Genomic DNA, 21,493 nt, shown 5'->3' with positions numbered 1-21,493 from the left:
GCTGCCCGGCCTCCCTATGCAAGGAAATTTCGCCATGTCCGCGTCCAGTCCGGCCGCCCCGGCAAGTCCTGTCCGAGCCCTTCTCGCGCGGATCAATCTCCAGCAATATGTTGTCTACGTCGGGTTCCTCGCCATATTCCTGTTCTTCGCCGTGGTCCTGCGCGATAGCGGGTTTCTGACCCAGCGCAACCTCGTCAACATCGTGCTGCAAACCGCTCCGGCGACGATCATGGCCATTGGCCTCGTCTTCGTGCTGTCGGCCGGCGACATAGACCTGTCCTTCGGCTCGACCGTCGCCGTCTCGGCTCTCTGCGCCGCTATGGCCATGGCCGCCATGCCTGCCGCCGCTTTTCCGGTCGGCATTCTTGCCGGGCTCGGCGCGGGCCTCCTCGTCGGGGCCATCAATGGGGTGCTGATCGCCTGGCTGCGCCTGCCGTCCTTCCTCGTGACGCTCGCCACCATGGGGCTCGTCGCCGGTATTGGTCGCTCGCTTACGCAGTTGCGCTCGATCCCGGTCACCGATCCGCTCTTTACCGGCATCTTTGGCTCCGGTTCGCTGTTCGGCGTTCCGTCCCTCGTCATCTGGACGGTGGTTGCTGTGGCCATCGGCCATGTCATCTATCGCCAGACCCGCTTCGGCGCCCATGTCCTCGCCACCGGCGACAATGCCCGCGCCGCGCAGGTTACCGGCATAAAAGTGTCGCGCATCCGGCTCTGGGTTTTCATGATCAGCGGTGGCCTGGCGGGTCTCGCGGGTCTCCTCTATGCCGGCCGTCTCCAGGCCGCCAAATATACGCTGGGCGAAACCGACCTGATGACGGTCATCGCTGCCGTCATCGTCGGTGGCACGCTGCTCAATGGCGGCAAGGGCTCGGTCATCGGCGCGCTGGTCGGCTCGCTGCTCATGGGCATGCTCAACAATGGCCTCATTCTCATGGGGCTCTCGGTTTCCGATCAGATGATCGTTCGCGGTCTCATCATTCTCGTCGCAGTCGCCGTGTCGCTGCGCGAAAAGACTCGCTGAGGTAACAAACCATGTTTCTCGACGTTCTCCGCCGCCGCAATCCGCGCTTCATCGAAGCATCGATGGCGCTGCATCAATCCGGCCAGATCCCGGCCAATTCCTACGTGCTCGATCTCGATGCGGTCGAAGACAATGCCCGCACGCTCAAGACCGAGGCCGACAAGAACGGCCTCAAGATTTTCGCCATGACCAAGCAGGTCGGGCGCTCGTCCAGCTTCTGCCATGCGGTTCAGCGCGGCGGCATCGAAAAGTCCGTGGCCGTCGACATGGCTTGTGCTCGCGCCACCCATCGCGCCGGCATGCAAGTGGGGCATCTTGGCCATCTCTCCCAGGTCCCCCGCGCCGAAGCCGATGCTGCTGCGCGCACTTTCAGGCCCGACTATTGGACCGTCTTCAACGCCGAGAAGGCACATGAGGCCGGCCGCGCCGCGCATAAGGCGGGCTATCGCCAGAACCTCCTCGCGCGCATCAAGGCGGAAGGCGACACCTTCTATCGCGGCCACGAAGGCGGGTTCGAGGCGGCTGATATCGCTGCGGTCGCCGATGGTTTCGACCGCATCGAAGGCGGTCGTTTTGCCGGTATCACCACGTTCCCGGCGCTGCTCTTCGATCACGAGAGCCGGAAAGTGAAGCCGACGCCGAACCTGACGACGCTGTCGCGGGCCGCGGAGTCCCTGCGCCGGGCCGGTCGGCGCGACATCGAAATCAATGCTCCAGGCACAACCTCGTCGGTGCTGCTGAAGGGTCTTGCAGAGGCTGGCGCCACCCAGTGCGAGCCTGGCAATGGCATCCACGGCACCACGGCGCTGCATGTGGTGGAAGACCTGCCCGAACTGCCGGCCGTGCTGTATCTCACGGAGGTGTCCCACCTCTCGGGCGGGCGGGCCTATTGCTTCGGCGGCGGCTTTTACATCGATCCGATCTTTCCCGATTATCCGGTCAAGGCGCTGGTTTCGCCCGAGCCCGCGACCGATGCCGCTTCTCTCCTCGAAGTGGAAATCCCACCGCCATCGGCGATCGATTATTATGCCATGATCGACGCCACGAGTGCCCGCGTGCCCCGTCCCGGTGACACAGCCGTTTTTGGCTTCCGGGGGCAGGCCTTTGTCACCCGCGCCTATGTCGTCGGCGTTTCCGGTATTGCCTCGGGCAATCCGAAGGTTGAAAGCATTGAGAACGGGTTTGGCGAGCCCGAAAGCTGGCCGGTCTAGGAGGGAACGATGCTCGATACCGCAAGCGCTCCCGTGCTGGAGCTGAGCAATATCCGTAAGGCCTTTGGCGGCATTGTTGCCATCGAAGACTTTTCCCTCGATGTGCGGGCCGGTGAGGTCGTTGCCCTTGTCGGCGACAATGGTGCCGGCAAGTCGACGCTCATTAAAATCATCTCGGGCGTCTATGCTCCGACCTCGGGCGCCATCCGCATCGATGGACAGGAAGTCTCCATGCCCAACGCCACCAAGGCGCGCGAGCATGGCATCGAGGTCGTCTATCAGGACCTCGCTTTGGTCGATCAGCAGCCGGTCTATATGAACCTCTTTCTCGGGCGCGAGCTGACCAAGGGTCCGTTCCGCGTCCTCGATAGACGGCAGATGATCGCCGAGACCGAGCGCCTCGTCACTGAGCTCGATGTGCGCATTCCATCGGCCCACGCGACCATCAGCGATCTCTCGGGCGGACAGCGGCAGGGCATCGCCATTGCCCGCGCCACTCATTGGGCGCGCAAACTCGTGCTGCTCGATGAGCCGACCGCCGCGCTTGGCGTCGCCGAAACCGCCAAGGTCGAAAAAACCGTGGCTGCGCTCAAATCGCGTGACATTGGCGTCCTGATCATCAGCCATAGCCTCGACCAGGTCTTTCGCCTTTCCGACCGCATCTGCGTGTTGCGCCGCGGCAAGCAGATCGGGGTGCGCGAGACGGCAAAGACCGACAAGAACGAGATCGTGTCGATGATCACTGGCGTCTAGGCTGTTTGATATCTGGTGCGCGGGCCCAGCGCCCGCGCCATTCAGAGTTCGATATCGAGCGGTGCTGCTTCTTCGGAGGCGTCGCCTTCGGCTTTGGCACTTTCTGCTAGTTCCTGGGCTTCGGCAAAGGCTCTGGCATAGCCGGCATAGTCGAACATCTGGATCATGAGAGAGTCATTGTTGCCCGTCTTGTGCTTATTGGCCATGATCGAGACGCCGCAATCGAGCTGGCCGAGTTCCAGAAGCTCGGAATTGATGTCGGAGGGCGCCGGCAGGACCATATAGCCGCGCACCTGGATATTGCCCGCTATGTTCGGATCCATGGCCTCGACACTGCCTTCGACTGGGGTCCAATAGCCCTGGGCACCCACAGAAGGCACGCCGCAATGCTGCACGTCGCTCATGCCGCGGCTCGATCCCGGCGTTTCCTGCGAATGCCAGCGGATAAAAAACTGACCGGGCATGCCCTGGTCCGCCAGATTTTCTGCGCCATACTTCTTGCGTAGCCCCGCAAGGATATCCTCGGTCGGCATGGTGTCGGCGGGCTTACCGACTTCACGCGCGATCAGGAACACGATGTCGCCGGCCCTGGTCGGCTCGTAGATCAGCGTAATGGCTTCTGAAAGCGTTGCGTCGAGATAGGAAATCTCGTTGCTGAAATAGGGCGGCTGGCGCTGGCCCTGCTGGCGTTCATAGACGGCGGCCACCTCCATGTGGTCGCGAATGATGGCATCCGCTTCTTCGAGCGACTGGCCCGGTTGTAGGCCGACGATGTCCCATCCCTCTGGAATGTCCGAACCGCCCTGAGCGCTGTTTGCCGCTGTGAGTGCTTCGAGATCCGCGGCGGTGGTTGCCGCAACGGGCGGGTCGCCCGGATACCAGGCGCTGTCGAACCGCGTTCTGATCAGCAGCATGGGCTTGCCGCCTTCGGGATGCGGCATGACCTCGACGCTATCGACGACGAGATCAAGTTCGACCCCGTTGCCCGCGCCGCCGGTGCCCGGCATGACGACATCTTCGATGCGGATGAGTGCGCCGCTGCGCACGTCCGCCTTCAGGCCCAGCGCTTCGATCAGCGGGTAGGGCGCAACGCCATTGCCGCAGACCTCTGCCTCCATGAGGTAGCCTGGTATTTCGAAATAGACGGGCCCGGTGAGATGGGGCGACGCGTAGCGGGCGGCGATGCGATCTATGGGAACCGCAGCGCCGAGGTCGGGCAATTTTACCAGCATGGGATCATGCAAGGGCGATGGCCAGTTTTCGCCATTGATCACGCTGGCACAGGCGAGGCGCAACGGCCCGTCGAGGGAAGGTAGGCGCGCCTGCGTCCAGAGCTTGAAATCGGGCAGCCAGCGCTCGCGCACTCCGGCGCTGACAAGGTCCGTACCCAGGGGAAAGAAGAATTCTTCCTCGGGCACCCATTTGGTCTGCTCCATGGCCCAGCGAGCCGACATCATGCGCTCATAGGCGGCATCGTCCATCGTTTCCGGCGCATACTTTATCCGAAGATAGTCGAGCGCCTCGGGATCAAGCTGCCGCAGGGGCGGGGCGCTGGCCACCTGTGTCGCGGCTGACCCCTCCGTGGTGTCCGGCCGCAGTCGGGCGATCAGCTCCGGCCGGCGCCCGGAGCCGTCATCAGCGGTCAGCACCAGCATTTCCCCGATATCGAGGGCGATCCTGTAGGTCGGGGTCTGCGGATTGGCATCGCTGCTGATATCGACGAGGTTCACCTGCGCCAGAACAGCGGTCTGCCGCGACGCCGTCTCGACGATTGTCTTGGCCGCATCGGCGGGAATGGCGAGATTGGCGAGTTGGCGCGGATCGGAAAGGCTGTAGTGATAATTGGCAGCAAAGCCGCTGTCTTCCGGCGTCTGCAGGTTGATTTCCGCGACATCGAAGCGCCCGGTTTCGGTGCTGTAGGTGCCGAAGGTAATGACACCCTTGAGCCAGACCGGGCGGCGCGACGCATCCTTGAGCAACTGTTCGACCTCCTCGCGCTTGAGGGCGATATCGAACTCGTTGGCATTCCGCACCGCCTCGGCGCTCTCGATAATCGATGCGGCGAGCCCCTGTGGCGCCAAGCGGTCATAGGCCAGCGCCAGCAATTCGAGTTCGTTCGATACCACAATATCATTGAGGGCCAGTTCGGTGGCTGATGGCGGAGGCGGCAGGCGCGGACCATCGGGATCGTTGACCACGACGGCCGGGTCGAGGGCAGCCAAGCTCTGCTGCAATGCGGGATCGGCAAAGATGCCTGCCCTCAGAGGGCTAAAAACCATGGCGCCGAGGAGCGGATCGTCAAGGCCATTGGGATTGGCAATGACGGCACCGGTCGGCGGCAGGGCCAGCGTGCCGAAGGTCGCGATATAGATGACGGGCTGGCCATAGGCGGCGGCGCGCACCATGGCCTCGGCACTCGCCTCATCGACGGCGACGCTGGTCGGCAGGTCGAAATAGCGCGGCGAGGCGCGCAACTGTCCCAGGTTACCCGGCAAATCGAACAATTGCCCATCCGGGTAGGCAATGGGGAAACTCTGGGTGGCAAAATCATAATCGCCGAGTTGGGCAATGCTCACCGAGACCACATTGACCGGCAATGTCGGCGCCGCGGCGACCAGTTCCGGCACCACCTCCCCGGTATAGACGGCCATAGCTCGCCGCCGGTCGAACTCATTGGCGAAGCGGGAGAATTCGTTGACGGTCTGCCCATAGACGCGCAGGTGTTGTCCCTGGTTCATCAAGACGCGCGTTGCCGGTTCCTCGATCCATTCCCCGGCGCGATCGGGGTTGAGGCGGATGGATGCCAGATTGAGGAAGCGGCCGAGGTTTTCCTCATATTGCGGCGAGGCGCCAAGGGCATAGCCAATCGAACTGCCATTTCCCCGCGAGCCCGGCATGACCAGATGCCCTTCGATGAGCGGCAAAGACAGGGCCTGTGCGACGAGCAGATTGTCCGTGGGCGTCAACTGGGGCGCCCTCATGTCGGACGGCAGATAGAGCACTTCCAGCTCTTCGCCGAGGCTTCTGCCATCGCGGCCAAAGGTCATCAATGCCACCTTGTCGACAGCAACCGTCATCGCAATATCGGCGGCGAGGGGTGAGCTCTGGGCATTGCGATCGATGCCGACCTCGCTGATGGTCAGCCAGACGGTGATATTGCCCAGGCGGTTGCCTGACTGTGCTTCGACCCGGTCGATCAGCGCGGCGGCTGCGGCTTTGTCGGCAACGGGGATGGCACGAATGTCAGGAGCATCCAGCGTCAGCCCGCCGAAGACCTTGCCAATCACCACGGTGCGATAGAGCAGGCGTTTGTCTTCCAGCACGTCACTCGACCCGAGCCGGATGAGAAGCCCCTGACCGGGCTCGAAAGCATCGAACTGGACGGGATTGGTGATCCTGATGTGAAATTTCAGATTTGCCGGATCGGCCACGAATGCCTTGGCTTCGTCGAGCAAGGTCTGGCGGTAGTTTGCGAGGATGGTTTCGCGCTCGACCGCATTGCCGTTGTCATAGGCGGTGATAAGCGCAAAATTGTCGCCAAAATCGGCGCTGCGGGCGTCGCGGCTGAACCAGGTCTGCAGCACGCCGGACTGGTCGAGAATGGATGGATCCTTGGCCAGGGCAATCAGCGCAAAATCGCGATCGGCTTCCTCAAGTGTTCGATATTGACTCGCATCAATGGCGACCGGAGGCGATGGCACGGCCGATTGCCCCAGCACGGCCTGCATCAGCGCGACATTGATCTCGTGGCTCGCCTGGCCGGGATTGTCGGCGAGAAACCGCGCAATCGCGGCGCGCGTCTTGCCACCAGCAACCCCGTCAGGCACGCCGGCATCATAACCGCGCTTAGAGAGGCCAGCCTGCAATTGCGCTACTTCAGCCGGCGATAGCGGCCGTCCGGCGGCGAGAGCTGCGATCGTCGATGGGGTCTGCGAAAAACTTCCGCCCGCCTTGCGCATGCCGGAGATGGCGCCGCCATAGGCCGAAGGATTGGTAGCGGCAGATTTGAGAAAGCAGACCCTTGCCGAAGCATTGTAGGTAAAAGCCTGGCATTGGGCGTCGGCCGCGCAGGCGGCCATGCAACCGTCGAGCACGATACCCTTGAGGGCAGGGTCGCTCATGCCGGAGCGGAAATCATTACCCGGCAGATCGACATCGTGCAGCAGGTCGAACCCGGCTTGGTCCAAGGGCGCCATGGCGATGGGCGTCTGCGCTGCGGGGGCACTGCCACCGAGAAGCGCGCTGCGCTCGGCCGACGTCAACGTGCCGGTTGGCATGGTGCCGATGGATTGCTGATAGTTCGCTATGGCCTGGCGCGTCCGCGGTCCCATGACGCCATCGGGAACCCCGACATCATAACCAAGATTGGCAAGCCGACGCTGTACCTCCAGAACGCCGGGATCGGTCTCTGAAGCGCGCACGATCGGCAGGCGCGAACCGGGCGTCACCGGCGCGTTCTCGTTCATGATGGTGATCAGCGTCTGAAAGAAGTCCTGCGACTGCGTCGGGGCAATCGGCAGCAGGGTCAGCACTGTCACACAGCAGAATCGAAGCCACCAAGACATATCAACAGGCCCCTCGCGCCGGTTGAACGCGGCGGGCCGTCCCGCCTGGCGAGCGGATAGCCTAGCCCCGTCGCCGGCGCGCCGGAACCGATCAAGGTCCGAGATTCTTTCGGCCTAAAGTCTGATTTCTGGGTAGCAGGTCGCAAGAGGCAGATGACGACGGATGGGAATGACCACCCGTCGATGGCATCGCGCTAGATGGCGGCCTTTATGTTCGGGGTTGCCAGTTTCGGACGTGGCCGCGCGGCAATCTGCTGCTGCGCAATAAGCAGGCAGGCGTCGGCGCAGGGCATCGGCCGGCCGATAAAATATCCCTGTGCCGTCTCGACGCCGAGTTTGCGCAGGGCTTCGAATTCGACGGCCGTTTCCACGCCTTCGGCCAGAATCTGGCTCTTGGTCTCGCGGCCGAAATGCACGAGCGCAGCCGCCAGGGCATGACGTGCCAGATCGTCCTGGATATTGCGGGTGAGGCTGATGTCGAGCTTGATGATATCAGGCTGCAACGCCAGAATATGGCGCAGGCTCGCATAGCCGGCGCCAGCATCGTCCACGGCGAGGCGCACGCCGTTGACGCGGATATCGTTCAAGGCCCGGCCCAGCGCCTCATAGTCGGAAACGCTCGCATGCTCGGTGATCTCGACAACGACGCGTCGTCCGTCCTTGCCGGCAATGGCCTCGGCGACAGCACCGGAAATGATCGTCTCGGGTGAGACGTTGAAGGTCAGGTAGATGTCCTTGGGGAAGAGATCGAGGAATTCGAGGCCCTTCCGGACCGCCATCATTTCAAGCTCGATACCGAGACCGACAGAGGCCGCCATGGTGAACCAGATGTCAGGCGCCCAGCCCTCGGGGCCGGCAAAGCGCGAAAGGCATTCGAACCCGACCAGCCGGTGATCGGCGATCCGGTAGATGGGCTGCACGACGATGGAGAGTTCGTCGCTGGTAAGGATGCGCTGCACGCGTTCGAGATTGGTCCGATGCTCGGTTGTGGCGTCGATTTCGCGACCAATGAGAACGGCCGTCAACTCGGCGACGGCGCGCATCATTTTCAGGTCGCGCATATTGAGAGAAGGCTGCGGCTCGGTACTGATGCAGCAGAACATGCCATGGGTCGTGCCATCCTGCAGCTTGATGGGAACGCTCATATGGGCGCGAATGCCCATATCGGTGGTAAAGGGCATGTTGGCTGCGAAGGGCTCGTCGAGAACATCCGGCATCAGTTCCGGCAGGCGGCCTTCGAGGATGTGCCGGCAATAGACATAATCGAGCGGCATGGAGTCGCCGGGCTTGATGACATGCTCAAGCCCCGGAGCGTCGACCTCGCGAAAATAGGAACGGTCGCCGACGAATTCCGAGACATAGGCCACCTGCATCCCGAGGTGCACGCGAACGGCTTCGAGAGCGCGTCTCAGCGAATATTCCGCCTTGTCGTCCAAAGCGGTCGTCAGACCCTTGAGGTCGAAAATGTCCGGCTCTGCACTCATGACCAACCCCTGCTTCCCAGCCGCAGCGAGGCCCCGAATTTTCAGGCGAGAAGCAGGAACCCCCTGCCATTCGCAACAGGCCTGACGCTAGGCGCTACGGAGATACTCCAAAATAGCATCATAGAGGCAAAGGCTTAAACGTGTGTTGCCATGTTTTCATGCATTTGAACGGGTCGCGTTAACTAAGTCTTAAAGTCTCTGAACAGTTCGTTAAACTTTTCTTAAAATTGTGCTAAAACCCTTTCTGCGGCGTCGCCAGTAGCGGCGCAACCATGGCGGGGTTGTTATGCAGTCTGAGTTTGCGTTCTTGGTGCACCCGAGAAATACGCTGCGTGCAGATATGGGGATATTGTTCGGCAAGCCGTTCTCCCTGGTTCCCGAAGTCATTTGGAGAAGTGCTCTAAAGCATCTCCCGGTTCCGCCGATGGTCACCGGCAAGATGTCTCGGGTTGATCTGCCTGGCAAAGTTGTCGGCCGGATCATCACTGTTCCCCTTACGCCAACCCAGTTACTGACACTGCCGCGGTCGCAGGTGCAGGGCCGTATTTCTGCAGCGATCGACAAGGCGCGCGATCTCGGCGCCTCGGTCGTGGGCCTTGGCGCGCTGACCGCGCCGGCCTCCGTGGGTGGCCGCGCCTTTGCCAAGCGCCAGGATATCGGCGTGACCAATGGCAATGCCTTTACCGCGGCGATGACCTTGCAGGCCATCGAAAAGCTCCTGGGCTCGCTCGGTCATGATCCCCTGATTGCCATTGTCGGCGCGACGGGCAGCGTTGGTTCGTGCCTGACCCGGCTCTATGCCCGCCAGCATCCGGGCCGGCTCCTGCTGGTTGCACGCAACGAGAAGCGCCTAGAGGCGCTGGCTGCCGATGTGCGCCGCGACGGTGTGGAAGCCAGCGTCAGCACGGACATGGCCGATGTCGCCAAGGCCGATCTCGTCGTGTTGCTGACCTCTTCTCCCGACGCCCTGCTGCGCAGCGAGCATCTCAAGCTCAATGCCATCGTGCTCGACGACACTGTGCCGCGCAACACCGACGAACGCTTGCTGACCGAGCGTCCGGACGTGCTGATCGTGGACGGTGGCCTCGTTGAAATTCCGGGCTTTGATCTGCGCGGTTCGATCGCATTGGCGCCCAAGCTGGCCTATGCCTGCCTTGCCGAAACCATGCTGCTCGCCCTTTCCGGTCACCAGGGGCATTTCTGCATGGGTGACGCTCAGGTCGATCAGGCCGAGCACATCCTGAAGCTCGCGAAAGAACACGAGCATCTCGGCTTCCACCTCGCGCCGTTCCGCTCATTCGGGAAGCTGATCGAGGACACGCCGTCCCGGACATTCGCACCGGCAGAGGAGCAGGTCACATGCGCCGCATAGTCATCCTGGGCGGCGGCTATGCTGGCCTCCATGCCTTTTCGGTTCTGCGTTCGCGCCTCGGTGCTCAGCTCGCACGCGGCGAGGTGGAACTAACCCTGGTCTCGCGCGACCGACACCATACCTATCACGGTTGGACGGGCGAAGTGCTGTCCGGCGACCTGGCGGTGGGCAGCACGCTGACCCCGCTCGAACCCATCCTGGGCAATAGCTTTGTGCAGGGCGAAGTCGTTTCGGCTGACCTGCCGGGCCAGACGCTGACCGTCGAAAGCGAAGGCGGCAAGCGCGAGATCCGTTTCGAGCATCTCGTGATCGCCGCTGGCTCCATCGATCCGTTCGATCGCATTCCCGGACTGGCCGAGAACGGCTGGTGCGTGAAGAATTCGCGCGACATGCAGAAGCTCGTGGGCGAACTCGAGAGCCGCGACGCGACGGCGCAGGGAACGCGCAATGTGGTGGTGGTCGGCGGTGGCCTTGCCGGTGTCGAAACCGCTTCGGCTCTCGCCGCACGCTATGGGCGGGCCGGTTCGGGCAAGGTCAATGTCCACCTGGTATCGTCGAGCGAAGCGCTCCTGCCCTCGCTGCGTCCCAACTTCAACCATATCGCCGAGACGGCCACGCGCCAGTTGGTCAGCCAGGGCGTGCAGCTCCATCAGGGCGTGCGTGTGTCGCGGATCGACAAGGACCATGTCGAGCTCGCCGACGGCAAGACGGTTGCCTCCGATCTTTCCGTGGTGGCCGCCGGCGTGAGCTTCCGCGTGCTGCCTGGCACGGAATCCCTGCCGCGCAACGAAGCGGGCCAGATCATCGCCGATGACGATCTGCGTGTCCGCGGAAACCACAATATCTGGGTGGCCGGCGATATCGCTTCCGTGGCGCATCCAGGCACCGGCGAGCCTTGCCCGGCCAACGCCCTTTGGGCGATGAAGCAGGGCGATTGCGTGGGGCGCAACATTGCCCGCACCATCAAGGGCCAGTCGGTCAAGGGCTTCAATTTCCGCGGACTTGGACAGGCTGCCGGCCTTGCCGGCCAGCGTGGCGTCACCGAGCTTTGGGGGCTGCAATTCACCGGCCGTCTGGCCTGGGTGATCCGCGTCCTGTTCTTCGCCTGGTTCATGCCGTCGCGTCGCGGAGCCCTCTCGGTGCTTTCACACCTGTCCCGAAACGTATGGGGTGCCGCGAGTGGCCGGGCCGCTCAGGCGCCTGAGCACCCGCCGGCCTTGCCCAATCTGTCGGGGCGTCTCCGGTAAGACTATTGCATGCGGAGCGGCGCCTTGGCGCCGCTCCGCATCGCTTTCCGAGTGGTCTTTCGATCAGGCCCGCAGGCTGCGGCCCGAAGCACCGTCAAAGACATGGATCTGGTCCGCGGCAATACGGGCCGTAAAATTGCCGTTTGGTTCGGGAGCCTGCATGCTGTCTATGACGGCGGTGAGTTCGTGTCCGGCATAGCGGAAGACGATGTGTGCCTGTGCGCCCGTCAACTCGGTCAGGACCACGGGACCGGCCAGCGAGCCGCCGCCGGTGCCGGCAGGGTTGAGGTGTTCGGGGCGCAGCCCGACCTTGATGGCCTGGCCGTCCGTCACCGCGAGGCCGGCAGGCAGCGGCAAGGCGCTGCCATCGGACATGACGGCAGTGACGGCTTCGCCGGAACGGCGCGCGGTGGCGTCGAGCAGGTTCATGGCCGGAGAGCCGATGAAACCGGCAACGAACGTATTGGCGGGGCGCAGATAGAGCTCCATGGGCGAGCCCTCTTGCTCGATCTTGCCGCCATTGAGCACCACGACGCGATCCGCCAGCGTCATGGCCTCGATCTGGTCATGGGTGACATAGATCGCTGTCCGTCCGACCTTCTTGTGCAGCATCTTGATCTCGGCGCGCATCTGCACGCGCAGCTTTGCGTCAAGATTGGAGAGCGGCTCGTCAAACAGGAAGACGGAAGGGTCGCGCACCACGGCACGGCCCATGGCAACGCGCTGGCGCTGGCCGCCTGAAAGCTGGGCGGGCCGGCGATCGAGAAGGGCGGTCAGGTCCAGCATGCGCGCCGCTTCGTCGATCAGCGGCTTCTGGCTGGCCTTGCTCATGCCCGAGAGCTTGAGGTTGAATCCCATATTCTCGGCCACGGTCATATGCGGATAAAGCGCATAGGACTGGAAGACCATGGCGATGTTGCGGTCGCGCGGGCTGAGGTCGTTAACCACTTCCCCGCCAATGGAAATTTCGCCCCCGGTGACTTCCTCGAGCCCCGCGATCATGCGCAGCAAGGTCGACTTGCCGCAGCCGGAAGGACCGACCAGGGCAACGAACTCGCCCTCGGCAATGTCGAGATCGACCCCGTGAATGACTTCGACGCCGCCAAAAGTCTTGCGGACGCCATTCAGCTCAACCCAACCCATGCAATCCTCCCTATTCCACCCAAGGCGTATTCACGGGGTTGAGCCCCATGAACACGTTCTTGAAGGTGCTGTATTCGTCAAAGCCATAATGGCCCATTTCGCGGCCGATGCCGCTCTGCTTGAAGCCGCCAATGCCCATTTCGGGGGCGCCGCCGCCGGCCGAATTGATCCAGGTGCGGCCCGCGCGCACCTGGCGGATGGTGCGCATCGCCTTGGTGATGTCGCGACTCCAGATGCCGGCCGAAAGACCGTATTGGGTGTCATTGGCGAGGGCGACGGCCTGTTCCGGTGTCTCGAAAGCGAAGGTCGCCAGCACCGGTCCGAAAATCTCGTCGCGGGCGATGCTCATATCGGTATCGACAGCGTCAAAAATCGTGGGCGCGTAATAATTGCCGACATTGCTCAGCCGCTCACCGCCGGTAACGAGACGAGCCCCGGCCTTGCGGCCGGCATTGACGTAGGACTCCACTTTTTCCAGATGCGGCCGGTGAATGAGCGAGCCGACATGCACGTTCTCATCGAGCGGATCGCCGATCACCACCTTGTCGGCGATTTTGACCAGCCGCTCGAGCATTTCATCGCGCGCCGGTGCCTCTACGATGAGGCGACTGCCGGCGATGCAGGCCTGGCCGCCCACGCCGAAGATCGAGCGGGCGACGGCATCGGACGCCGCTTCCAGGTCGCTATCGGCAAAGATGATCTGCGGGCCTTTGCCGCCGAGTTCGAGCCCGACGCGCTTGATATTGGAGGCGGCAAGCCCACCTACGATCTGGCCGACACGGAACGAGCCGGTAAAGGACAGGAAATCGGTGGCGGGGTGCTCGGCAAGGAGCTGCCCGACCGGATCGCCATAGCCGGTGATGACGTTGAAGACGCCATCGGGCAAGCCGCAGTCGCGGGCCAGTTCGGCCATGCGGATGGTGGAGCCGGAGGTGAATTCGCTCGGCTTGACCACCACGGTGCAGCCGGCGCCCAGCGCCCACGGCACGCGCTCCGAGCCGATCAGCAGCGGAAAATTCCACGGCGTGATGATGCCGACGACGCCGACAGGCTCGCGTAGCATCAGGCCGATGGCATTGTCGCCGAGGCTATTATGCGTTTCGCCCGTCAGACCCTGGGCGTGACCGGCGGCATAGCGCCAGAATTCGGCCGAAGCGCCCATTTCGCCGCGCGCCTGGCGGATGGTCTTGCCCACTTCAAGGCATTCGATCACTGCCAATTCTTCGCGATGCTCATAGATGGCTTCGCCGATCCGCGCCAAAATGCGGCTGCGTTCGCTGCCCGACATGCGCGGCCAAGGGCCGGTGTCAAAGGCCCGCCGCGCCGCCAGAATGGCGCGTTCCGCGTCACCCTTCGTCGCTCGCGGAATTTCCGAAACTACGAGATCGGCATAGGCCGGGCTTTCGCGGGTGATGGTTTCGCCGCCCTCTGCCTCGACGGATTTGCCGTCGATCAGCATCTGGTAGCGCCGCTTCTGGGTGAAGCGAGCATCTTCCCGGCGGGGTTCGACGAAGGCGGTCCTCTGGCTGGTCATGAGCAACTCTCTATGATTAGGCAATCTTTTCGAGCAAGGCCGGGTCGATCGCATGGCGCAGCGGCTGGCCGGTCACGAAGCGCTCGATCTCGTCGACCGCCATATCCCCCAGCCGCTCGCGTTCCATGCCGACCGCGCCGGCGATATGCGGCGTCAGCAGCACATTGGGCAGGTCGTAAAGCGGCGAACCCGCGGGCAGGACCTCGGGTTCGGTAACGTCGATGACGGCGTCGATGCGCCCCGATACCAGTTCCGCGGTGAGCGAATCCTGATCGACGAGGCTTCCGCGCGCCGTGTTGATGAACGTTGTGCCATCGCCAAGCAAAGCCAGCCGTCGGGCATCGATCATGTGGCGAGTGCTGGCGAGGGCCGGTGCATGCAGCGAGACGACATCGCTTTGCGCGAGGAGGTCATCGAGCGGCACGAGCTTGGCGCCCAGGGCCCTTGCTGCATCCGCGGAGAGATAGGGGTCAGCGAGCAGGACGGTGAAATCGAAGGGGCGAAGCAGGTCGAGAACCAGCCGGCCGATATGCGAGGCGCCGACAATGCCGATCGTCTTGCGGTAATTGCCGAGGGACGATTCCATGACGGGATGGCGCTGCAGACCCTCGCGCGTTTCGCGATAGAGATCGCGCAGGAAAAGCACGCGCTTGTTGGCGAGGAGGATGGAGGCCAGCGTAAACTCGGCCACCGGCACTGCATTGGCTGCGACCGCATTGGTCACGGCAATGCCGGCTTCGTAGATGGCGGGCGAGATGAAGTTTTTCACCGTGCCGGCGCCATGAGCCACCATGGCAAGTTTTGGCATGGCGCGCAGCGCCGCGATATCCAGTTTTGGGCAGCCCCAACCAGTGGCGAGGATATTGACCCCGGCCAGCAGTTCGCGGCTTTCGGCATGCTCGAAACTGCGAACCGGACGGGGATCGGGAATGTCGCAAAAGGCGCTGAGCCGCGCCAGGGCGTCATCCGAATAGACCCCGCGCGTCAGCGAGGGATCATAGGCAAAGCCCAGTATCGGTTTGCGGCCGGTCCTGTCGCGTGCCTCATACATATCGCTTCCTCGGTCATACCGGTGCCTCTCGCACCCTTGAGGAGCCTATCGCATGCGTTGCGCAAATTCGCAAGCACGCTACGCAAATTTCTTAAGTTGCGGAAATTTTCGCAATTGTGCCGCCTTCGGTGGAGGTGACGGCACTTTCCACCTGAACTGGCCGTGCATTGGGCTGGCCGAGGCGGCGCAGAACCAGAGCAATGGCTTCCTGTCCCATGGCGGCGCAATCCACCTGCATGGTGGAGAGTTTGGGGGTCATGAGAGAGGCCGCCGGCAAGTCGTCAAAGCCCACCACGGAAACGTCCTGTGGGATGCGGAAATGCGCGGCTTCGAGAGCGTGCACGACGCGAACCGCGGCCATGTCGTGCACGCAGAAAATACCCGTCCAATCGGCAGTTCCTGCCTGGCGTTCGGCTATGGCGGTATGAAGCGCGTCGTCCCCAAGACGGATATCGACGATCCTGCCTTTGGCACCTTCTACATCGTCGACGGCCGCAAGAAAGCCGCGTTCGCGCTGGGTTGTCGTCCAGCGGTGCTGGTCGCGCACATGCAGGAGCGAGCGATGTCCGGCTTCGAGGAGCCGGCGCGTCGCCCAATGGGCGCCGTAGTAATTGTTGGGGGCAATGCAATCGAAGCGCATCAGCGGGTCGAAGGCATTGACGAGAATCAGCGGCCGCGAGGGGCCGAATTGGGACAGCACTTCATCGGGCGGATCGATGCCCATGACGAGGGTCGCGGCTACCGGGTCTGGTCCGGCATCGCGTTCGAGCCGCGCGAGATCGAGCGCCTTGTCGTGGCTCAGGCGGATTTCGAGGTTGAGTTCGGCCTCGCGGGCTGCCGTTTGCATGGCCTCGATGAGGACATTGTAAAAGGTCGCGAGCCCGCCAGTCGCCGCATTGGTCGTGACATACATGCGAATTCTGCGGTTTTCCGGCTCCGTGCTGCCACGGCTGCGATAACCCATCTGGTCTGCAAGCTGCAGGATTTGCATGCGCAGCTCCGCGCTAATGCCCCTGGAATTGGACAAGGCCCGGGAGACCGTGCTGACGGAGACCCCTGCAATCCGCGCCAGTTCGACCTGATTTGCTGACCTTGCCATAGATTTGGAGCGCTCCGACGCGGACTTTTGCGGACCATAGCTGCGCAACCCCCGCCAAGCAACCGCAACAAGTGTTTTGCGCAAAGAGCAATTTGCGCATTGACACGGAAATTTGCGTATGATGCTTTAGCGGCGATCTCGACGCCTGCCGGCACGATTGCAGTCGCTGCGGCTTGCCGTTTTCACGCGATCAAAGAGGGGCGGGACGCCCGGACGCGCTGGGGTCGAGTGGATGCATTTTCGGGGAGGACCGAATGACCAATCTTAATAAGCCCGATTTCCGCCTGGGCCGGCGCGGCTTTCTGAAGGCTGCCGCTGCTGGGCTTGCTACGCCTGCTCTCGCCAACCTGCCGGGCATTGCCCACGCGCAGGAAACCGTCAACCTGACCTTCTGGGCGTGGACGCCGCGCACCGAAAATCAGGTCGCCCTGTTCATGGAGAAATATCCCCATATCAAGGTGACGCTGGAAAGCATCGGCGGCGAAGACCAGAACACCAAGCTGCGCGCCGCCTTGCGCGCTGGCTCGGGATTCCCCGATATCGTGCAGGCCGAATTCCAGCGCCTGCCTTCGTTCCGCGCCATCGATGCGCTGCTCGATCTGACGCCTTATGGCGCCAATGACGTCAAGGATCAGTTCGTGGACTGGTCCTGGGAATCGGTGAGCGACGCTGCCGGCGGCGTCTATGCCATGCCCTGGGATTCCGGTCCGATGGGTCTGCTCTACCGCGCCGACCTCTTCGAAGCCGCCGGCGCTGCCGAAGTGCCGCCGACCTGGGCCGGTTTTGCCGAACTCGCCAAGAAGTATGCCGTCGACAATCCCGGTAAATTCCTCACCAATTTCGGCGCCAACAACGGTGGCTGGATGATCGGTGTGCTCTGGCAGGCGGGCAACAAGCCCTTCGCGCTCAACGGCACCGACATGACCATCCGCATCAATGACGAGCCGGCCAAGGCCTGGGCTGCCTATTGGCAGGACCTGCTCGATGCCAAGGCCGTCGACCTGACGCCCAATTGGACGCCGGAATGGTTCACCGCCTTCGACAATGGCACCATTGCCAGCTGGATCGCCGCGGCCTGGAGCCCGGTGCAGCTCACCAATGTGGCCAATCAGAGCGTCGGCAAGTGGCGCGCCGGCCAGTTGCCGCAGTGGAAGGATGGCGAATTCCTTACCTCCAACTGGGGCGGCTCGACCTTCAGCGTCATCAAGCCGACGGCGCATCCGGAAGAAGCGGCGCTGTTCGCAACCTTCATGGCTACGGACGGCGAGGCGACCCGCCTCTACAATACCGACCAGTTCCTGTTCCCCGTGCGCAAGGAGCTGTTGGCCGACAAGGACCTGATGGGCACGCCCTCCGAGTTCTACGGCGGCCAGGCGGTCAACGAAGTCTTCGCCGAAGCGGCCGAGCACGTCATTCCGGGCTATCAGTTCTCGCCCTTCCATGACGTCTTCACCAGCGCCCTGCAGGAAAATGTCGGCGCTGCCGTTGCCGGCAATGGCACGCTTGCCGATGCGCTCGACCGCACGCAGGAAGCCATGGTCACCTATGCCAGCGAGCAGGGTTACACCGTTATCACCTAAAGTCCTCCCAGGACCTCCGGGCGCGCCGCCTCCCCGTGGCGCGCCCAACTTCTTTCAAGCGCAGCGCCCTGCGGACGTTTTCTGCCGCCCAAGGACGAAATGATGACCGATATATCCGCTCGCCCGCTTCGGCCGGCTCGACGGCGATCCAGCAAATGGGCGCAGAAACTGGCGCCCTATTTCTTTCTCGCGCCCTTTCTGGTGCTTTTCATCGTCTTTCTGGTCGTGCCGCTGTTTTACGCGCTGCAGCTATCCTTCTTCCGCGAAACCATGGTGGGCGGGATACGCTTTGTCGGCCTCGACAATTACGGCAAGGCGCTGACCGACCAGAAATTCTGGGACGGCGTGCTCCTGCTCCTGCGCTACGGCCTTTTCCAGCTCCCGGTCATGCTCGGCGCCGCGCTACTTTTGGCGCTGATCCTCGATAGCGGCATGCTTTGGGCCCGGGCCTTCTTCCGGCTCGGCCTTTTCCTGCCCTATGCCGTGCCGACGGTCATTGCCGCGCTGATCTGGGGCTATCTCTATGGTCCCTCATTCGGACCCATGACGCAGATCGCCGACTATTTCGGCCTGCCGCGCCCCGATCTCTTCAATGCCAACACCATGCTCTATGCCATCGCCAATATCTCGATCTGGGAGCATGTCGGCTATTTCATGATCATCTATTTCGCCGCCCTCCAGGCCATTCCGGCCGATTTCGAGGAGGCGGCCGTGGTGTCGGGCGCGCGCGCCTGGCAATATGTGATCTATGTGAAACTGCCGCTGATCCGCGGCACCATTCTCGTCACGGTGATCTTCGCCACCATCGGCGCGCTGCAGCTTTTTGCCGAGCCCTATCTGCTCGAGGCATTGGCTCCGGCTGTCATCACCAGCAGCTATACCCCGAACATCTACGCCTACAACCTGGCCTTCGTGAACCAGGACTACAATTACTCGGCCGCGATCTCCTTCGTGCTCGGCGCCGTGGTGGCTGTCGTCTCCTATGTGTTCCAGCTTGTCAGCGCCCGGCGGGAGGGCAAATAAATGGCCATTGTCGGCAAGACCAGTTCATCTCGCTCCTTCCGCGTCAGCCGCAATATGCTGACTGCGCTGATGGTTCTCTTCATCCTCTATAGCTTCGCGCCGATCGTCTACGTGCTGCTCTCCTCCACCAAGAGCAATGCCGATCTCTTCACCACCTTCGGCTTCTGGTTCGGCAACAGCTTTGCCCTCTGGGACAATCTGCAGCTCGTCTTCGCCTATCAGAACGCCATCTTCTCCACCTGGCTGTGGAACAGCTTCGTCTATTCCACGACCATTGCGGTGGGGGCGGCTCTGCTGTCCACCTGGGCTGCCTATGCGTTCTCGAAGTATGAGTTCAGGGGCAAGAAGGCGATCTTCGCTGTCGTGCTCGGCGCCGTGATGATCCCGCAGACGGCATTGGTCGTGCCGCTCTTTCTGCTCGTGACCTCGATGGGCCTCGTCAACACGCCCTGGGCTTTCATCCTGCCGTCCATGGTGTCGCCTTTCGGCGTCTATCTGATGAAGTCCTATATCGACGAGTCGGTGCCTAGCGAGCTGATCGACGCCGCCCGCGTCGATGGCGCCAGCGAGTTTCGCATCTTCTGGAGCATTGCCTTCCGCCTGATGGCGCCGGGTTTTTCTACCGTCGTGCTGCTCAATTTCGTTTGGAGCTGGAACAACTACTTCCTGCCGCTGGTGGTGCTGAGTTCGTCCAATACGCTGCCCGTCACCGTCGGCCTTGCTCAATGGTACAAGCTCGGCGGTGGGGCCGGTGGCGCCATCCTCTATTCCATCGTCCTCACCGGCGCCGTGGTTTCCATCGTGCCCGTGGTCATTCTGTTCCTCTTCATGCAGCGCTATTGGCTTGGCGGCCTGACGACGGGCAGCGTGAAGGCCTGACCTCTTCGAGGTGCGCTTTGGCGCCTATGCGAAAGCGGATGCTCTTGACCGAGCGTCCGCTTTTTGTCCCTCAAAGTGGCGCAAAGACTGGCCCCAGGCATACGGCCGGGGCAATCCTCTCATAGAGCAATCAAGTGCCTATCGGGAGGAATGCCATGTCTTTCAAGTCCATCAATCCGGCGACCGGCGTGGTGAGCGCCGAGTTCTCCGCTCATGGCGAAGCCGATCTCGAACGGCTGCTGGAGGGGGCCCGGACCGGCTATCGCGCCTGGTCGGTCACGCCTATGGAAGACCGTGCCGCTTTCCTTATTCGTCTTGGAGGTCTGTTGGAGCAGCGCGCCGACCAATATGCAGCGCTGATCACCAGTGAAATGGGCAAGCCGGTGGGCGAGGCGCGGGCCGAAGTGATAAAGGCCGCCAGCGGCGCGCGGCATTTTGCCGAGGCCGGGCCGCGCTATCTGGCCAATGAACCCATCGAAGGTACTGCGGGCACCGTGGTCTATGAATCGATCGGCCCGATCTTTGGCGTCATGCCCTGGAATCTGCCCTTCTGGCAGGTGCTGCGCTTCTTCATTCCGGTGGCGATCGCCGGCAATGTGGTGCTGGTCAAGCATGCCGACCTCGTGCAGGGCTCGGCCCAGGCCCTTGAGGATCTGGTGCGCGATGCCGGTGGACCGGCCGGCCTCTATACCAATCTGCGGGTTCGTCGCGATGCCGTCTCCGGCATTATTGCCGACCCGCGCGTCCGCGCGGTCACCGTCACCGGCAGCACGGCCGCCGGCCGAGCCGTTGCCGAGGCCGCCGGCGCTCACGGCAAGAAGGCCGTACTGGAACTGGGCGGCTCCGACCCCTTCATCGTCTTCGAGGACGCCGACTTCGACAAGGCGGTCAGCATCGGCGTCGTGTCACGCTTTTCCAACAATGCGCAAAGCTGCATTGCCGCCAAGCGTTTCCTGATCGCCGCGCCGATCTTCGAAAGGTATTGCGAGGCTTTTGCACGGACGGCCTCCGCCTTGCCGATGGGCGATCCGATGGATCCGGCGACCAAGCTCGGGCCGCTGGCCAAGGCGGATCTTGTCGAAACCACACAACGGCAGATTGCCGAGGCCGTGGCGGCCGGCGGTAGGGTAATCGCCGGGGGCAAGCCCAAGGACGGGCCGGGCAATTTCTTCGAACCGACCGTTATCGTCGGCGTCGATCCCGATTCCGCCATTGCGCAGGAAGAGTTCTTCGGTCCGGTGGCCCTGATGTTCCCCTTTGCCAGCGAAGCCGAGGCCGTGGCCCGCGCCAATGCCACCGATTTTGGCTTGGGTGGTGCGGTCTGGACCAACGATCCGCATCGCGCTCGCCGCGTTGTGGGGCAGCTCGAAGCCGGGGCCGTCTTCGTCAACGACTTCGTGCGCTCCGATCCGCGTGCGCCGTTCGGCGGGGTCAAGGGCTCGGGCTTTGGCCGGGAACTGGGACCGCTGGGCGCCCGCGAACTGACCAATGCCAAGCTGGTCTGGAACCTTCCGGCCTGATCCCAGAC

At 62.7% G+C, this 21,493-nt stretch carries 15 protein-coding genes; 9 read left to right on the top strand and 6 right to left on the bottom strand.

Annotated features, from left to right (window positions below; all coding sequences use genetic code 11):
- Positions 1–34: 34 nt before the first annotated feature.
- From JP75_RS04250 to JP75_RS04240, 3 genes are read left to right on the top strand one after another with little or no spacing between them, the layout of a single operon-like run.
- Positions 35–1,024: an ABC transporter permease gene (locus tag JP75_RS04250; RefSeq protein ID WP_035079676.1), complete on the top strand. Its 990-nt coding sequence runs from the start codon at positions 35–37 to the stop codon at positions 1,022–1,024.
- Positions 1,025–1,035: 11 nt separating this feature from the next.
- Positions 1,036–2,235, top strand: a complete 1,200-nt coding sequence (locus JP75_RS04245) for an alanine racemase (RefSeq protein WP_035079673.1) — start codon at positions 1,036–1,038, stop codon at positions 2,233–2,235.
- Positions 2,236–2,244: 9 nt separating this feature from the next.
- Positions 2,245–2,988, top strand: coding sequence for an ATP-binding cassette domain-containing protein (locus JP75_RS04240; RefSeq protein ID WP_035079670.1), 744 nt, complete (start codon positions 2,245–2,247; stop codon positions 2,986–2,988).
- Between the two features lie 41 nt (positions 2,989–3,029).
- Here JP75_RS04240 and JP75_RS04235 read toward each other — a convergent pair whose 3' ends face one another.
- Both JP75_RS04235 and JP75_RS04230 read right to left on the bottom strand, forming a co-directional pair.
- Positions 3,030–7,526 carry a peptidoglycan-binding protein gene (locus JP75_RS04235; protein WP_160194636.1) on the bottom strand — a complete coding sequence of 1,499 codons (4,497 nt, stop codon included), beginning with the start codon at positions 7,524–7,526 and terminating at the stop codon, positions 3,030–3,032.
- 221 nt (positions 7,527–7,747) lie between these two features.
- Entirely contained in the window at positions 7,748–9,037 is a 1,290-nt protein-coding gene (locus JP75_RS04230; RefSeq protein WP_084587492.1) for an EAL domain-containing protein, read from the bottom strand.
- Positions 9,038–9,476: 439 nt separating this feature from the next.
- Here JP75_RS04230 and JP75_RS04225 point away from each other — a divergent pair, with 439 nt between their 5' ends.
- Together JP75_RS04225 and JP75_RS04220 are read left to right on the top strand one after the other, a co-directional pair.
- The gene (locus JP75_RS04225) at positions 9,477–10,409 is read left to right on the top strand and encodes a polysaccharide biosynthesis protein (protein ID WP_201772898.1); all 933 of its coding nucleotides are present in this window, start codon (positions 9,477–9,479) and stop codon (positions 10,407–10,409) included.
- Entirely contained in the window at positions 10,397–11,656 is a 1,260-nt protein-coding gene (locus tag JP75_RS04220) for an NAD(P)/FAD-dependent oxidoreductase (protein WP_035079664.1), read from the top strand. The genes JP75_RS04225 and JP75_RS04220 overlap by 13 nt, the downstream gene beginning before the upstream one ends.
- 63 nt (positions 11,657–11,719) lie before the next feature.
- Here JP75_RS04220 and JP75_RS04215 read toward each other — a convergent pair whose 3' ends face one another.
- From JP75_RS04215 to JP75_RS04200, 4 genes are all read right to left on the bottom strand, one after another.
- The gene (locus JP75_RS04215) at positions 11,720–12,799 is read right to left on the bottom strand and encodes an ABC transporter ATP-binding protein (protein WP_035079661.1); all 1,080 of its coding nucleotides are present in this window, start codon (positions 12,797–12,799) and stop codon (positions 11,720–11,722) included.
- 10 nt (positions 12,800–12,809) lie between these two features.
- Complete coding sequence (locus JP75_RS04210; RefSeq protein ID WP_035079658.1) at positions 12,810–14,333, bottom strand: aldehyde dehydrogenase family protein; 1,524 nt, start codon at positions 14,331–14,333, stop codon at positions 12,810–12,812.
- Positions 14,334–14,349: 16 nt separating this feature from the next.
- Positions 14,350–15,384 (bottom strand): hydroxyacid dehydrogenase, encoded by a 1,035-nt coding sequence (locus JP75_RS04205; RefSeq protein WP_035079655.1) that lies wholly within the window; start codon positions 15,382–15,384, stop codon positions 14,350–14,352.
- A gap of 91 nt (positions 15,385–15,475) precedes the next feature.
- Positions 15,476–16,483, bottom strand: a complete 1,008-nt coding sequence (locus JP75_RS04200; RefSeq protein WP_035079653.1) for a LacI family DNA-binding transcriptional regulator — start codon at positions 16,481–16,483, stop codon at positions 15,476–15,478.
- Positions 16,484–16,737: 254 nt separating this feature from the next.
- Between JP75_RS04200 and JP75_RS04195 the strand changes: the two genes are divergently transcribed.
- The 4 genes from JP75_RS04195 (at position 16,738) to JP75_RS04180 (ending at position 21,485) form a co-directional block, all read left to right on the top strand.
- Complete coding sequence (locus tag JP75_RS04195; protein WP_051960336.1) at positions 16,738–18,063, top strand: ABC transporter substrate-binding protein; 1,326 nt, start codon at positions 16,738–16,740, stop codon at positions 18,061–18,063.
- 102 nt (positions 18,064–18,165) lie between these two features.
- On the top strand, positions 18,166–19,086 hold the full coding sequence (locus JP75_RS04190; protein WP_035079651.1) for a carbohydrate ABC transporter permease: 921 nt from the start codon (positions 18,166–18,168) through the stop codon (positions 19,084–19,086).
- Entirely contained in the window at positions 19,087–19,965 is an 879-nt protein-coding gene (locus tag JP75_RS04185) for a carbohydrate ABC transporter permease (RefSeq protein ID WP_035079649.1), read from the top strand.
- Positions 19,966–20,120: 155 nt separating this feature from the next.
- On the top strand, positions 20,121–21,485 hold the full coding sequence (locus JP75_RS04180) for an aldehyde dehydrogenase family protein (RefSeq protein ID WP_035079647.1): 1,365 nt from the start codon (positions 20,121–20,123) through the stop codon (positions 21,483–21,485).
- Positions 21,486–21,493 lie beyond the last annotated feature (8 nt).

The sequence above is a fragment of the Devosia riboflavina genome (genome assembly GCF_000743575.1).
In the GTDB taxonomy this organism is placed as follows: Bacteria; Pseudomonadota; Alphaproteobacteria; order Rhizobiales; family Devosiaceae; genus Devosia; species Devosia riboflavina.
Note: the sequence above shows the minus strand (reverse complement) of the source record. Positions and strands in the feature narration are given on the sequence as shown.

Coding starts and splice junctions, on each gene's coding strand:
- JP75_RS04225 (WP_201772898.1), top strand. CDS start 9,477: ATGTCTCGGGTTGATCTGCCTGGCAAAGTTGTCGGCCGGATCATCACT.
- JP75_RS04200 (WP_035079653.1), bottom strand. CDS start 16,483: ATGGCAAGGTCAGCAAATCAGGTCGAACTGGCGCGGATTGCAGGGGTC.
- JP75_RS04185 (WP_035079649.1), top strand. CDS start 19,087: ATGGCCATTGTCGGCAAGACCAGTTCATCTCGCTCCTTCCGCGTCAGC.
- JP75_RS04190 (WP_035079651.1), top strand. CDS start 18,166: ATGACCGATATATCCGCTCGCCCGCTTCGGCCGGCTCGACGGCGATCC.
- JP75_RS04195 (WP_051960336.1), top strand. CDS start 16,738: ATGACCAATCTTAATAAGCCCGATTTCCGCCTGGGCCGGCGCGGCTTT.
- JP75_RS04250 (WP_035079676.1), top strand. CDS start 35: ATGTCCGCGTCCAGTCCGGCCGCCCCGGCAAGTCCTGTCCGAGCCCTT.
- JP75_RS04240 (WP_035079670.1), top strand. CDS start 2,245: ATGCTCGATACCGCAAGCGCTCCCGTGCTGGAGCTGAGCAATATCCGT.
- JP75_RS04220 (WP_035079664.1), top strand. CDS start 10,397: ATGCGCCGCATAGTCATCCTGGGCGGCGGCTATGCTGGCCTCCATGCC.
- JP75_RS04205 (WP_035079655.1), bottom strand. CDS start 15,384: ATGTATGAGGCACGCGACAGGACCGGCCGCAAACCGATACTGGGCTTT.
- JP75_RS04180 (WP_035079647.1), top strand. CDS start 20,121: ATGTCTTTCAAGTCCATCAATCCGGCGACCGGCGTGGTGAGCGCCGAG.
- JP75_RS04215 (WP_035079661.1), bottom strand. CDS start 12,799: ATGGGTTGGGTTGAGCTGAATGGCGTCCGCAAGACTTTTGGCGGCGTC.
- JP75_RS04210 (WP_035079658.1), bottom strand. CDS start 14,333: ATGACCAGCCAGAGGACCGCCTTCGTCGAACCCCGCCGGGAAGATGCT.
- JP75_RS04230 (WP_084587492.1), bottom strand. CDS start 9,037: ATGAGTGCAGAGCCGGACATTTTCGACCTCAAGGGTCTGACGACCGCT.
- JP75_RS04245 (WP_035079673.1), top strand. CDS start 1,036: ATGTTTCTCGACGTTCTCCGCCGCCGCAATCCGCGCTTCATCGAAGCA.